General features: G+C 60.6%; 12 protein-coding genes, 2 pseudogenes and 1 riboswitch. Of the genes and pseudogenes, 2 read left to right on the forward strand and 12 right to left on the reverse strand.

Annotated features, from left to right (window positions below):
- Positions 1–33: 33 nt before the first annotated feature.
- Both GJT30_04935 and GJT30_04940 read right to left on the reverse strand, forming a co-directional pair.
- Positions 34–2160 (reverse strand): annotated as a pseudogene (locus tag GJT30_04935) (hypothetical protein).
- A 193-nt stretch (positions 2161–2353) separates the two neighbouring features.
- Positions 2354–3634: pseudogene (locus GJT30_04940) on the reverse strand (DNA helicase II).
- Between the two features lie 109 nt (positions 3635–3743).
- Positions 3744–3827: riboswitch (cyclic di-GMP riboswitch) on the forward strand.
- A gap of 91 nt (positions 3828–3918) precedes the next feature.
- On the opposite strand from GJT30_04940, the gene GJT30_04945 reads away from it, so the two are divergent.
- A complete protein-coding gene (locus GJT30_04945; protein MSM38954.1) occupies positions 3919–4428 on the forward strand; it encodes a hypothetical protein in 510 nt (169 codons plus the stop codon).
- Between the two features lie 22 nt (positions 4429–4450).
- Here the strand turns inward: GJT30_04945 and GJT30_04950 are convergent, their stop codons facing one another.
- Entirely contained in the window at positions 4451–5188 is a 738-nt protein-coding gene (locus tag GJT30_04950) for a uracil-DNA glycosylase (protein ID MSM38955.1), read from the reverse strand.
- Positions 5189–5234: 46 nt separating this feature from the next.
- On the opposite strand from GJT30_04950, the gene GJT30_04955 reads away from it, so the two are divergent.
- Entirely contained in the window at positions 5235–6143 is a 909-nt protein-coding gene (locus GJT30_04955) for a hypothetical protein (GenBank protein ID MSM38956.1), read from the forward strand.
- Positions 6144–6147: 4 nt separating this feature from the next.
- On the opposite strand, the gene coaBC is transcribed toward GJT30_04955, so the two are convergent.
- From coaBC to GJT30_05000, 9 genes are all read right to left on the reverse strand, one after another.
- Positions 6148–7347: a bifunctional phosphopantothenoylcysteine decarboxylase/phosphopantothenate--cysteine ligase CoaBC gene (coaBC, locus tag GJT30_04960; protein ID MSM38957.1), complete on the reverse strand. Its 1200-nt coding sequence runs from the start codon at positions 7345–7347 to the stop codon at positions 6148–6150.
- Positions 7348–7418: 71 nt separating this feature from the next.
- Positions 7419–8042: an MBL fold metallo-hydrolase gene (locus GJT30_04965; GenBank protein ID MSM38958.1), complete on the reverse strand. Its 624-nt coding sequence runs from the start codon at positions 8040–8042 to the stop codon at positions 7419–7421.
- Between the two features lie 130 nt (positions 8043–8172).
- A complete protein-coding gene (locus tag GJT30_04970; GenBank protein MSM38959.1) occupies positions 8173–9276 on the reverse strand; it encodes an HD domain-containing protein in 1104 nt (367 codons plus the stop codon).
- A gap of 116 nt (positions 9277–9392) precedes the next feature.
- Positions 9393–11000 carry an FAD-binding protein gene (locus GJT30_04975; GenBank protein ID MSM38960.1) on the reverse strand — a complete coding sequence of 536 codons (1608 nt, stop codon included), beginning with the start codon at positions 10998–11000 and terminating at the stop codon, positions 9393–9395.
- Positions 11001–11007: 7 nt separating this feature from the next.
- A complete protein-coding gene (locus tag GJT30_04980) occupies positions 11008–11412 on the reverse strand; it encodes a response regulator (GenBank protein MSM38961.1) in 405 nt (134 codons plus the stop codon).
- 28 nt (positions 11413–11440) lie between these two features.
- Positions 11441–12637 carry a response regulator gene (locus GJT30_04985; protein ID MSM38962.1) on the reverse strand — a complete coding sequence of 399 codons (1197 nt, stop codon included), beginning with the start codon at positions 12635–12637 and terminating at the stop codon, positions 11441–11443.
- A gap of 100 nt (positions 12638–12737) precedes the next feature.
- Positions 12738–13181, reverse strand: coding sequence for a universal stress protein (locus tag GJT30_04990; protein MSM38963.1), 444 nt, complete (start codon positions 13179–13181; stop codon positions 12738–12740).
- Between the two features lie 22 nt (positions 13182–13203).
- Positions 13204–13596 carry a response regulator gene (locus GJT30_04995; protein ID MSM38964.1) on the reverse strand — a complete coding sequence of 131 codons (393 nt, stop codon included), beginning with the start codon at positions 13594–13596 and terminating at the stop codon, positions 13204–13206.
- Between the two features lie 72 nt (positions 13597–13668).
- Positions 13669–14385, reverse strand: coding sequence for a GAF domain-containing protein (locus GJT30_05000; protein ID MSM38965.1), 717 nt, complete (start codon positions 14383–14385; stop codon positions 13669–13671).
- Between the last annotated feature and the right edge of the window lie 43 nt (positions 14386–14428).

The following is a 14428-nucleotide window of genomic DNA, read 5'->3' on the forward strand; positions in this document are numbered from 1 at the left end:
GGAGAAAGTGTCGAGCAGCTTCCACTTCCATCCCATGAAGAGCAGGATCGCAACGATGACCAAGAACAGCCAGACCTTCCAGGGAGCCTTTTTCTCCGCATAGGGGTCCCTGAGGGTCTGCTGCGAGCCTGCGGGCAGCCGCGGGATACCGGTGAGCGAGGCGCCGAACGGGATGTTCAGCCTGGCCCTGGCATTGACGGCCCAGCCATTGGCGTCGAGGATCGGCCCCAGATTGCGCTGGTGGAGCTTGAACCAGGCAATGAGCACTGCCGGTCCCGAGATCACCAGCAAGATGGCGGCCAGCGCCAGCGGCATCTGCCACCAGGAAAGTCGGATGAATCCGGTCACCAGGGAGACCAGGGCTGTGCCGATGGCGCCGACGGCAAGCCCGATGGCGGCAAAGATCCCGGCGAACTTCCCCACGTCGAACAACTGCTGCTGCGGTGCCGGCTTTGCCCCCTCTTTTGCCGGCATCCCGGCCTGCATGAGCGATACGGCTGCCCGGTCTTCGGCAGCCTTGGACCTGGCAGCGGCCATCTTCTGGATCTGCTCGCCGACCATCTTGCCGACGCGCTTGTAAGGAGACCAGAATGCCTGCCTGATGCTGATGGGGTGTTCCAGGATCCGGACCACCGTGGCATCCCAGTCACGCCCCTGGCGGTCGTAGAAGACTCCGTTGCGTCCAACCATCAACTGGTCTGAATCGCCGTTGGTAAAGGCGGCGGCAATGGTCATCTTCTCCTTCCCGCCATCCCGCACGCAGTCGCAGTAGACCAGGAACACCCGGCTCAAGGCGGCCAGCTGCGCATGCTTGGCAACATCCGTCACCGCGACGCAGAGTTCGCAGCTCCTGCCGTCCATGTAGAGGGTTCCTGCCTGGAAGATCGCCTTGCCCCGGCCGGTATAGAAGTCGCGAAAGGAGACGAAGTTGTTCGCCAGGGTGGCAAGATCGCGGCAGTAGCGGGTGAACCGCTCCACGTCCACGATCGCCTCGAATGCAGCCTTAAGTGCCAGATCCTTATCGATCAGGGCTTGAAGCGCCGTCGCCACAGCCTCATCGTTCCAGGCGCTCAGACGTTCGCTTCCCAGGACCGCCACCGGGGTCTCCACCCTGTCGGCCCACCAGGCCTCGTAGGGTGCACACAGGCTCTTCAACTCTTCCCACTGGCCGGCGGTCAGCTGTTGCGTCCCCCCCAGGAGCGGCTGCACTATCAACTCGCAAAAGCGCCCGATCCGCCCGACCCAGGCCGGGTTGATCCCCTGCACGAGATCCAGGCTCTGCTCTGCCGTAACAGCCGACAAGGGGAGGACCGCGATATCCTCACCCGCCTCTGCCAGGTTCCGGGGGGCAAGGGTCAGAAGGGCTTCCTCGGCGGCGTTCATGGACTGGGCCGCCCGGCCGTCATAGGCCGCCATGCGGCAGCGGATGAAATAATCCTCTATCTTTGGCTTCAACCCGGCCCAGAGCCCCACTGCCTCTTCACGGCTTTCCGGGGCGAGACCGCCCGCCCGGTCGCCGACCTGCCGGCTCTGCCAGGCAAGCCATGCTGCAGCAGCGGTCGCAAACTGATCCACCTGCGCTACGCCGATGCCGGGCTCGCCGCTCCGGTCCTGCTCTCCCCCCAGGGTATCGATGACCTGGCTGATCCAAGTCTTGAGCGACTCTTCGTCCGTCGAGGCGGGGGTGACGATCCCGTCTCCGTTGAAGCGGGTCTGGGCAAAGATCTGCTCCGTATCGCAGGCATCCTCGATGGAGACCTCGGTAGCCCCTGCCCTCCCCAGGTTCTCAAGGATGGTCCGTGCCGAAACCAGCAGGCTCTCCCCTTCCCCAGTCTCCGGGTTGATGGCGTCGAGGGGAACGCAGCCATCCCCCTTCAGGAGACGGTCGGGGTCCCGCAGGCGTGGAGCGATCCAGGCAAAGGCGGCAAGGATCTCCGGAACCCGGATGTGCCCGTCCTGATCCGTGTCGATCAGCTCCAGCGTCCGCCTGTCGAACACGACGCCGGCAACGGGACAACTGAGCGCCACCCACAGTTTCTGATCCAGCGTCTCCAGGGCGAGCAGGTCCCGGCCGGAATCAAGCTGGACCTGGTCGAACCCTCCGGCGCGAAAGAAGCGCCACACATGGGTCTTGTCATTCTGTACGGAGGAAACGGCCACGGCATTTCTCCCTTCTCCACGGAATGGCTCCACGTCGTCGCTGGAGAGACCTCTCCCCCGTACCGTCCCGACGACACTCAAAGGGTACCACATCGGAGTGTAACCGCCAGGGTCAACCCGCTACTTCGGCTCCGGCAGATCAGGATCGGCGCGCCTTCGCTCTGCCCGCGCCCCTGCCGGGCTTGCCGCTGCCAAATACCATGCCCTGGCCGGCGAGTTGGATGAGTTCCCCCTCCCCGAAGAGCCGGATCGTCCCGAACTCGCCGTCGTATCCGGACCTGCGGATCACCCTGCCCTCCCGCATCCTGGCAATAGCCTCACCCAGAAGCGGTGCATAGTCGTTGATCTCGGACGGATCGGCATGAAGGAGCAGGCCGAATTCGGAACCGAAGCGGTTAATGATCTGGCCATACTGTCGCAGCACTTCCTTGCCGGCAGGCCCCACCCCGAGCAGTTCGCCGAGAATCTCCGGAAGCGGGATCAGGCTGTGAAATCGTGGTGCTTCCGGTGGATACAGCGGCTCTTCACGGTCCGCCAGATCCATGACCCGGTGATGCACCCCGACCGTGAGCGGCTTGCCGCATACCGGGCAGCGAAGACCCAGTCTGCGCGTCTCATGGGGATCGAGGCAAACCCGGCAGTTCCGGTGGCCATCGAAATGGTATTTCCCCTCCTCGGGAAAGAATTCGATGGTGCCGGGGAAGGTCTCGCGACGATTTTCCCTCAGGGCCGCACGTAGCGAGAAATAGTCGAACCCGGTGGCAAAGAGGTTCGCCTCGCGGCCGAGCTTCTGGGGGGAATGGCAGTCGGAATTGGAGATAAGGGCAAAACGGTCCAGGGAAGAGACGAGCCGGTTCATTGCGGGATCTGAGGAGAGACCGGTCTCCAGGGCAAAGATATGGGGGGTGAGATCGCCGAAGCACTCCTCCACGGCGTCGAATCCCGATCTAGAGCCGAACAGGGAAAACCAGGGGGTCCAGATGTGAGCCGGCACCATAAACCCTTCGGGAGCCTGTTCAAGGAGTATTTCCAGCAGGTTGCGGCTGTCGAGCCCGAGGATGGGGCGGCCATCCGATATGATGTTGCCAATGCCCGAAAGGACGCGGTTCAGCCGTTCGGCAGAGGCGAAATCGGGGACGTAGAGGAGGTTGTGGATCTTGCGGACCGCACCGTGGCGCTTGTAGATGCTGCTGATCTCGGCGGTCAGAAGGAAGCGGACAGAAGCTGCCGACGGGTTCACCCCCGGAAGCGGGGAAGGAATGGCATCCTCATTTTTCAGGCGGAACAGGCCAGGCTCGGCCTCCACCAGATCCTCTCTGAGCTGGCAGAACCAGGCCGGGTGGGTGAAGTCGCCGGTTCCCACCACCTGGATACCCTTGATCCCGGCCCAGGCGGCCAGGCCGGTCAGGGTGCTCTCCCGGCTCGTTGCCCGGGAATAGGGAGAATGGATATGGAGATCGGCAACATAGTTCATGGGGTATCGCTTCCTCGATGCAGGGGGTTGGTTCCGGAAATGTGCTCCCGGTGCGTCACATCACAAACTTTCCTGATCAAATACCTATAGATTAAAGCAGTACACGCTGTTTTCGAACAGGTAAACCTCGGGTAACCGGGGGGCACAAAGCCGCGGGTCCCCTGCAGCAGCCGGGGACGGCCGGGCCAACGAAGAAACAGTTTCCACGCGCATTCACGTGGTCTGTTTCTTTTTTTTTACATTATCACCCGCTCTTGGCGGGACAAGGAAAGGAGTCGTTGGACATGAAGCTGATCCTCGCCGCACTCGTCGTACTCGTTTCATCCGTAGTAGCAGATGCATCGCAGGTCAAGGTTGTCGTATCTGCCACCTCGAAGTCGTCGTCACTGGCAGCATATTACGGCACGCAACTCACCATCCAGGTCCCCCGTGGTGCCTCGGTGAAACTCGCCACTGCGGCTGTCGATCCGAACGAGATCGATCCCGGCAGCATCGTCCTGGTGAACACCAGCATCCCAGCCGACCAGACCATCGTCACTTCCGCCCTGTCACCCGCACCGACAACCACCGATTACGACACCGTCTCCCTTGCAGTGACCAGTGTCAATGGGATCAAGTTCGGCAGCCTGGTAGCGCTTATGCTCGATGTAAAACCGGGCGTAAGCCTCAGCAGATACTCCAAACTCGTCAACCTGAGTCCGAAGCTCCTGTCGTACAAGCTCTTCGACGCAAATGGAAATGAGATATCGACCAAGCTGGCCTACGAGAACCTGAAGACATATATCCAGCAGTAAGCTTCGAGGGGTTCCCCCCAGTCTAGGCTGGAAGCTCTATCCCCAGCTTTTTCATCACCTGCTTCATGTCCGCCCAGACCTCGCGTTTCATGGCAGGGTTCCTGAGCAGAAAGGCCGGATGAAAGGTGGGCATGAGCGGGATGCCATGATAGTCGTGGAAGCGGCCACGGAGCCGGGAGATCGGCTCTTTGCTCCTGAGCAGGGTCTGCACGGCAAAGGTCCCCAGCGCAACCACCACGTCGGGTGCGATAGACTGTACCTGGCGGAGCATGAACGGATGGCATTGCTCGATCTCCGACGGCAACGGGTTCCTGTTGTTGGGAGGCCGGCACTTGAGGACATTGCAGATATAGACGTCACTCCGCTGGAACCCCATTGCCTGGATGATCTTGGTCAAAAGCTGCCCTGCCTCGCCGACGAACGGCTCCCCCTGGAGGTCTTCCTCCCGCCCCGGCGCCTCTCCGACAAAGACGATGCGCGCCTGAGGATTGCCGACGCCGAACACCAGCCTGGTCCGTCCCGAGGCGAGCTGGCACCGCTGACAATCTCCCAGTTCCTCGCGAATCAAGGTCAGTGTCTCCCGCTCTCCCGGAGATGCTGCAGCCACGGCGGGTGCAGGCTGCAAAAGCAGGTCCCGCTCGGTGGGGGAGACCCCGGCATCCATGGCGAGCGGCAGTTCATCGACGCCGCTCTCCTGCAGGTCGACCAGACAGGCCCGCAAGGAACCGAGCAGGCTATCCCTTTCATCACCGCTGTCCATGACACCTCCCTTTACATTTCCATCCATTTCGATTACTGTGATTCCCATGCATGTGGCCTTGATCGCGCTACTGATCGTCATTGCCCTGCCGGCATCCGCTTTTGCCTGGGGGGGAGGTACGCATCTGCAGCTCGGCACTTATATCCTCAACAACCTGCAGCTTCTTCCCACTGCCGTCGCTGCCGTCATCGGCACCTACCCCTACGATTTCCTCTACGGCTGCATTGCGGCTGACATCACCGTAGGCAAGAAATTCACCCATTTCCTCCTCAACTGCCATCGCTGGCACGTCGGACGGACCGTTCTGGTCCATGCCTCCACGGACCCGCAACGTTCCTGCGCCTATGGCTATCTCGCCCACTTGGCAGCCGACTGCATCGCCCACAACTATTACGTCCCGCTCATGACCATGGGGAGCTTTTCCACCCTGACCCTGAAGCACGCTTACTGGGAGGTCCGTTTCGACAGCTATGTGGAGCGGGAGATCTGGGAGACCGGCGTGAAGGTGGCGCGGGAGCATTTCCAGGAAAACGACGAGCTGCTCAGGAAGGTCATCGCCGAGACCATCTTCTCCTTCGGCACCAACAAGCGGATCTTCAACTCCATCATGCTCCTGACCCGGCTGGAGAAGTGGCAGCAGGCGATCAGGACGCTCAACGAGTCGTCCCGTTTCACCCTGGAAGAAATCGACCGCGACGAATACCTGGAACTCTCCAGGGAAGCGATCTGCGACGTGCTGGTGAACATGGAACAGTCGCGCTATTTCCGGGCCGATCCCACCGGCGAGCGCGCCCTGGAAGCATCGGAAGCGGTGCGGAAAAATCTCCGCCTCCTCTATCAGAGCGGCAAGGTCAGCAAAAAACAGGCTGAGGAGCTGCTGGTGGGGTTGAAGCTCAAGCTTGCCGAGTCCATCTGCGACAGCGACACCTTGCAGCAGATCCTGGCAGGGGTTTGACCGATCAGACCGGCGTGGCCCGCAGGGCAACGATCCGGTCAAGGATCAGGTCTGCCAGCTCTTCCTTCGCCATGATACCCGGTTCTTCCACCCGGCCGTCGGGGAAGAGCAGCCGCACGATGTTGGTTTCCACGTCGAATCCGGCACCCGGCTGGCCGACATCGTTGGCAACGATCAGGTCGAGGTTTTTCTCCTGCAGCTTCCTGCGGGCGTTGACCAAGAGGTCCTCGGTTTCGGCGGCAAAACCGATCACCAGGCGGCCATCCTTTTGGCGCCCCACCTCGGCCAGGATATCCGGATTCCGCTCCATCTCCAGCGTCATCTGCCCCGCATGCTTCTTCACCTTGGCTTCCGACCGCTCCTTTGGCCGATAATCGGCCACCGCAGCAGCCTTTATCACAATGGAACTCTCCTTGAGCCTTGCCTGCACGGCCTCCAGCATCTGCGCTGCAGTCGATACCCTGACCGTTTCCGGTCCCCATGGGTCGGGCAAACAGGTCGGGCCGCTTACCAGGATCACCCGTGCCCCCCGCCGCCATGCCGCGCGGGCAATGGCATAGCCCATCTTTCCCGAAGAGTGGTTGCTGATGAAGCGGACCGGATCGATCTCCTCGCGGGTCGGCCCGGCGGTGACCAGGACGGTCTCGCCGGCCAGGTCATCCGGCGCGAGGAGCGCGACCGCCTCCTCCAGGATCACGGCAGGGTCCTGCATCTTCCCCTCCCCTTGCCAGCCGCAGGCGAGCATGCCGGTAACCGGAGCCACGAAGCGATAGCCAAGGTTCCTGAGCCGTTCTTCATTGGCCTTGTACAGGGGATTCTGGAACATATTGACGTTCATGGCAGGGACGATGAGGACCGGTGCCCTGGTGGCCATCACCGCGGTAGTCAGCAGATCGTCGGCGATCCCGCTTGCGATCTTGCCGATCACGTTGGCCGTTGCCGGGGCGATGACAAAGAGGTCGGCCCGCTCGGCCAGCGAGATATGGCCGATCTCCTGCTCTTCGATCAGGTTGAAGAGCTGCTGGTGCACCGGGTTGCCCGACAGGGTCTGAAAGGTGAGCGGGCCGACAAACTCGGTGGCAGCCTTGGTCATGATCACCTGGACGGTCGCACCGGCCTTGGTGAAGAGCCGTACCAGTTCCACCGCCTTGTAGGCCGCAATCCCGCCGCTTACCCCCAACACGATCGTTTTGCCCTGCAGCATGGCACCTCCGGAGTCGGCTGACAGTACGCTGGACATGATTTTCGGGTCATGCAGCGGCTGCCGGCAGTCAGCTATCTGACGTACGGATTGTTTCGTTTCTCCTCGCCGATGGTAGTACTCGGGCCATGACCCGGAATGACCACCGTCTCGTCGGGGAGCGTATAGAGCTTGGTCTTGATGGAATCGACCAGGGTTTCGAGGGAACCTCCCGGCAGGTCGGTCCGGCCGATGGAGTCGGCAAAGAGGGTATCGCCGGTAATCACCAGCCCACGATCAGCAAAATAGAGCGAACAGCCGCCAGGGGTATGTCCGGGGGTGTGCAACACCGCAATGGTGGTATTCCCCACGGTGATGCGCATGCCGTCCGAAAGCTCCCGGTCCGGCGGCGGCGAGTTCTCGGTGGAGAGTCCGTACATGGTGGCGATCTCCGCTGCCCGCTTGAGCTGCGCAACATCGGCCGGATGGATGAGCAGACTGGCCCCGGTGGCGTCAAGAACCACCTTGTTCCCCCCCACATGGTCGAAATGACCATGGGTGTTGATGACATGGACGATCTTCAGCTTGCGGCCCGCGGCCAGATGTAGAATCCTTCCCGGTTCTGCTCCGGGGTCGACAATCACCCCTTCGCCGTTTCCGCAGTCTATCAGCAGGCAGTTGACCCCGAGCGGGCCGACAACGATCGTTTCCACGTGCATCCTGTTCCCTTTCGCATTCTGTTGCGGCTGTTCCCGACCGACGCAGGCGCTAACCGCCATTCCCGTCAGCAGCAGGACAATCGCAACGATGATTCGTATCCTGACCATGACTCGCCCGGTTACCCCCGGCTCAGAACAGGTCGAGGTTTTCGTCCTTGAGCCTGGTGAAGGGGTTGTTCTGGAATCCCGCCCGCTCCCGGCCCGTACCGGCCGCAGCACTCTCCGGTTTCGCCGGGGGCTCTGCCACCGGAAGCGGCGGCAGGATCTGCTCCTCTTCCTCATCCGGAGGGACATCCTTGAAGAAATAGCGGTCATAGAGCCGATGATAGGCGGTCCAGCGCGACTGGCTCTCCGGTTCGCGGTTGATATGGGTCCTGATCCCATTGATCTTGGAATCGAGGTCGTCGAGATAGTTGAGGATGGTCGCCTCCAGGGTCTTGGGGCGCTTGGGCGAACCATACTCGTACTGACCGTGGTGGGAAAGGAGCATATGCTTGAGCAGCATGGCATACCCGTCCGGGAACCCCGGAATGCCGGCAATCCTCTCGTGGAGCATCTCGACACCGATGGTGATGTGACCGATCAGCTTCCCCTCGTCGGTATAGTCGAAGGAGCGATAATAGGTCATCTCCCGCACCTTCCCCACATCGTGGAGAAGCGCCCCCACCACCAGGAGATCCCGGTTGAGCGGTGCGTAGAGGGGAAGGATCGCATCCACCAGGCGGGCTACGGCCAGTGAATGCTCCAGGAGCCCTCCCAGGAAGACGTGATGCATCCCCTTGGCCGCAGGAGCTGTCCGGTAGCCGGCCATGAATTCGGCATCGCCGAGAAACGACTCCATGAGGCTCCGCAGGTGCCGGTCCTCCAGGGAGGCAACGAGCCCGGCTAGCTCCTGCTCCATCTCGGCGATATCCCGCGCGGTCTTGGGAAGGAAATCTGCCAGTTCGACCCGCTGCTCCGGCACCTTGGACAGCTCGGCGATCACCAGCTGCATCTTGCCGAGATAGATGGTGGCCTTTCCCCTGACGGCAAGGAAATCATCCTTGTCAAAAGCGGCACCCACCACATCCACATTATCCCAGACCTTGGCATCCAGCTCGCCAGTCTTGTCCATCAGCCTGAGCGTCAGGTACGGCTTGCCGTTCTTGGCCATGGCCGTGGTCTTTTCCTTCACCAGAAAGACCGTGTCCACCTGGTCGCGGTCCTTAATATCCGCAATATAGATCTTGCTCACGTCGACTCCTTTGCCCGTATCCCCCATGCCCGGTACAAACGGGCTGCCGCACCGGGGGAGGCTGCCCAGTAATAGCACACCTCACGGAGAAACTCAAAACATTGTCGCGGAGCGGATCAGGGGAGAGTATGCGGAGGTGCCCCATCAAGGAGGCCGGCGGCAATGGCGTCTGCGACCTTGATCCCGTCGAGCGCCGCGCTCATGATCCCTCCCGCGTATCCGGCACCCTCACCGGCGGGATAGAGGCCGCCAAGGCTTGCCGACTGTAGGTCGCTCCCCCGCACGATCCGCACCGGCGCCGACGTACGGCTCTCCACGCCGATCAGGGTGGCTTCCGCAGTGATGAATCCGCGCATCTTGCGGTTGAAGGAACGAATGCCGTCACGTAGCGTCGCCGTGACATAGGGGGGCAGCAGTTCCTCCAGGCTGGCACTGCGTATCCCCGGCAGGTAGGTGGTCCTGACCGGACCGCCACCCGGTTCGCCTAGAAACGCGAGGAGGTTCTGGGCCGGCGCCCGGTAGTCACTGCCGCCGGCTTTGAAAGCCGACCGCTCCAGCTCTTGCTGGAAACGGATGCCGGCCAGCGGCGAGCCGTCGGGGAAATCGTTGCGCCCCACCGTGACCACCAGCGCGCTGTTGGCAAAGGGAGAATTGCGAAGCTGGCTGCTCATGCCGTTGGTCACCACCCCTCCGGCCTCCGAGGCACCCGCGACTACCACCCCGCCCGGGCACATGCAGAAGGAATAGGCCGAACGCCCGCTCTGCCGGTCATTGTAGGCAAGGGCATAATCGGCAGCCGGCAGCTGGGTATGGGAGGAAAGCCCGTACTGGATCCGGTTAATCAGCTCCTGGGGGTGCTCGACCCTTACCCCGACGGCAAACGGTTTCGATTCCAGCATGACGCCGCGGCGCTCCAGCATCTCGTAGGTGTCGCGGGCACTGTGGCCGGGCGCCAGGATCAGGGCGTCACAGCGAAATTCCGTGGCGTCGTTGACGATCACTCCCCGCAACCGGCCGGAATCGGTCACCAGGTCGGTCAAGCGTTGTCCGAAGAGCACGCGCATGCCCCGATCTTCCAGGTACCGCCGGAGCGAACCGACCACGGCCCGCAGGCGATCGGTGCCGATATGCGGTTTGGCCAGGTAGCGGATCTCCGGGGGGGCACCGAACGCCACCAGGCGATCGAGGACATAGCCGATGTTCTCGTCCCGCACCCGGGTGGTCAGTTTACCGTCGGAAAAGGTTCCCGCTCCACCCTCCCCGAACTGGACATTGCTCTCGGGATCGAGCTGGCCGCGGTTCCAGAAGGACTGCACATCCCGGACCCGGTCCGCAACCGGCTTCCCCCGCTCGATCAGGGTGGCGGTGAGCCCGTATTCGGCAAGCCGCAGCGCTGCGAACAGCCCGGCAGGGCCGGTACCGACGATGACGATCCGTTGTGAAGCGGTCAGGCAAGGGAACTGGCGTGGTGTCTCCGCGGGAACCGCCACCAGATCTCGGTTATCACCTGAGCGATTTAGCAGGGCATCCTCATCGGCGACAGCAAACTGGACGGTGTAGACGAACAGGATCTGCCCCTTGCGACGGGCGTCGATCCCCTTGCGGATCACGCTGAAATCGAGGATCTCCTCCGTGGCAAGCCCGAGCTGGCGGGCAAGCCGGGCGGGCAGGTTCGATTCGTCGATACCCAGCGGTAGGAGAAGGTTACGGTACAGAAGCGGCATGGGCTCTTCAGCACGACGACGTGCAGCCCCTGTCACGTGACAGGAGCTGTTCGACGATGATGACCACGTTCAGGGGCGGGGTGGACTTGGGGATATGGAACCTTGCCCCCATCTCGGGGGATGGATGCTCATGGGGAGCCTCCTTGAACATGGAGGTCAGGAGGAGGATGAGCGGTTTCCGGTCGCCCGAGCGGCGGGCGATCTCCATACAGGTGCTTACCCCTCCCATCCGGGGCATGACCAGATCCGAGATCACAACGTCGGGGAAATGGTCAAGGTAGGCCTTCACCCCCTCCACGCCATCCGCAGCGGTGACGACCCTGAAGCCGCCTTCGCGAAAGGCCTCGCCGAGCACCTTCAGGTAGAAGGGGTCGTCATCGATCAACAGGACTGTTCCGCGGTACTGCTCCATGGTTCGCTTCTCTGCCGGCAGTAGAGGTTCAGGCGGACGGGGTGGTCAGGGGGAGGACTATACAGAATGTTGTACCGTTCTTGTCGCTCTTTTCAACACCGATCTTGCCGCCATAGGTCTTGACGATCCGCAGGACCACCGACAGGCCGAGTCCGCTGCCCTTGCTCTTGGTGGTGAAGAATGGGTCGAAGATGTTTGCCAGGTGGGCCTTGGGGATGCCGCCACCGCTGTCGCTGACCCGGATGACGATCTCCTTGCCGTCATGGTCCAGCTGGATCTTCAGGCGCCCTTCGCGGGGCATTTCATGAATGGAGTTGAGGAACAGGTTGACGAATATCTGCTCGATCTCCGTGGGATCGGCCTGGATTGCCGGGGGGATATTGCGGAAATCACGCTCCACGCGGATCTGCTGCTGCTCGATCTGGGGGCGGAACGCCTCCAGGGTATGTTCGATGATCCGGTCGATCCGCATCTCCTTCAGCTCGAACCGGGGGCGCTTGGAGGCATCCAGGAGCTTGCGGACGATGGTGTCGATCCGGTCCACCTCCTTGAGGATCTTTTCCACGTATTCCAGCTGCTCCGGGTCTTCCAGGCCGCTCTTGATCAACTGCACGAAGAGAGTGATGGAATTGAGGGGATTCCGGATCTCGTGGGCAACCCCTGCCGACAAGTAGCCAAGGGATGCCAGTTTCTCGGCCTGCACATTCTCGGCCTGCATCCGCTGCAACGCTTCGGTCTTCTCCTGGACCCTGGCTTCCAGCTCCATGTTCCAGGCCTCGATCTCGGCCAGAAGGCGTTCGCGCTCCCCCATCAGCTCCCGGTTGCTGATCTCCACCTCGCGGATACGGAGCACGTTGTCGATCCGGTCAGCAAGGTCCTGGTTGTTGAACGGCTTGAGGATATAGTCGTAGGCGCCGGCCTTCATCAGCTCGACGGCGATCTCCTCGCTCCCCTTGCCGGTGAACATGATGACATAGGTTTCCGGGAAGCGTTCGCGGATGATCTTGAGCGCCGTCAGGCCGTCGATGCCGGGCATCATGTAATCGAGCAGCACCAGTTCGGGGTTCTTGTTCTCGATGATATCGAAGCCGTCCGCCGCATCGCCGGCGGTGAAGACGGTATATCCCCGGTTCTTGAGGATGATCGAGGTGAGGTCAAGGATGACCTTTTCATCATCGATGATCAGAACGCTGTGCTTTTTGCCGTTGTGCGTGATGTTCTTCATGGGATGATGTGCGGCGGGCGAGCCGAAGGGACAAAGAAAGGGGCAGCATTCGCTGCCCCGCAACCTTTCGTTGTAAGGTATCGTTTCAGGGAAAGTACTTTCAGACCATGCGTACCGTCAGCACGGGGCAGGTGGAGGTTCGCACCACCCGTTCCGCCGTACTGCCGAACAGCAGGTGGTCGATGCCGGTCCGGCCATGGGTACCGAGAACGATCATTCCGACCTTTTCTTCATCGGCCTTTTTCAGGATCTCTTCGTAGGGAACCCCGGAGAGGATCAGGGTCTCATAATTGCCGTATCCCTGCAGCGCGGTTTTGCAGAACTTCTCCATCATGACCTGTGCCCCTTCTTCGATCTCCTTTTCCAGTTTTTCAAAGGAGATATGGGGGACATAGAATCCACGCAGGTCGACCGGTTCGTTGATGACATGCAGAAGGATCAGTTTGGCATCGAATTTTTTGGCCAACTCCAGGGCATAGTCGCAGGCCTGCCGGGAGTTTTCGGAAAAATCACACGCGAGAAGGATCTTGTCGATGGTCAGCATGGTTGAGTTCTCCTGGTATCGATCAGTGGGTCTGTTCCTTGAATATCTTCTTGAGGATCGATTTCAACTCCTCAATCTTGACCGGTTTGTTGATGTATTCGAAAGCCCCCAGGTTCATTGCCTCGATGTAGGACTCCACACCGCCATAGGCAGTAATCATGATGACATTGCTGTTGGGAAAGCTCTTGTTGAGTTCCTTGAGAAACGTTATGCCGTTCATCTCCGGCATGTTGATGTCGGTGACGATCAGGTTCACCTCCTGCTGGCGGAGGAAGTTCAATGCCTCGAACCCGTTCGACACGCTGTCTACGAGAAAACCCTCGTTACTTAAGAGTTTGGAAAGCCCCAACCGGGCGTTTTCCTCGTCATCCACCACCAGGATGCGTTTTGGCTGTTTCGGCACTGACTGCTCCATGTTGACGTAAATCATAGACCATCAAAGTCTAACATGGCAACCGGTGCTGTCAAGACAGGGTGCGCGTGCGTCTCACTGCGCTGCCACCCGCTTTCTCAGTTTCACTGCGGTCAGGATCAGGTTGGCGATTATGGAGATGAAATAGATCTCGTCCTCGCTGAAGGTTTTCATGGAAGTCGAGTTCAGGTTTATGACCCCATAGACGGCGCTCTTGTCGGCTATGGGATAGGAAAGCATGGAGTTGTACTTTTCCTCCTGCAGTTCCGGAAAATACTTGTAGCGGGGGTCCTGGGACGCCCGGTTGAGGGAGATATGCTGGCGGTCGCGAGCTACCGTGCCGGTGACCCCTTCGCCGATCTTGATGCGGATCTTGCCGATGAAGGAATGGTCGAACCCATGGGTTGCGGCCAGCACCAGTTCCTCATCCTCCATGAGATAGATGCTGCAAACGCTTATCTTCAGCTGCGTAGCAACCTTGTCGGTCACCATCTGCAGAACCTGGGCAAGATCATAGTCGGAGGAGACCAGCATGCTGATCTCTTCGAGGGAGATGATCTCGAGATGCTCGCGGTTGGCGCGCTGCATGGTGAGCACCATCTTCCCTTTTTCGCTCTCCAGAAAGGGGGTGAAGCTTGCCTTATGGATAAAGGGATTGACCGTCTTGACCTTTTCCGAAACCGTGCGGAAATCTGAAAAACCACAGCTACAGGTCAATTTTACGCGGTAGTTGTCGATCCGCTGGGTCTTCATGACTCTTCCGCACTTTCTGCAGCGCGAGACTAATTGCATCTCTCTCTCCTTCGATCGATTCACTGATGATTGGGACCGCATT

The organism is Geobacter sp. (assembly GCA_009684525.1).
In the GTDB taxonomy this organism is placed as follows: Bacteria; Desulfobacterota; Desulfuromonadia; order Geobacterales; family DSM-12255; genus Geoanaerobacter.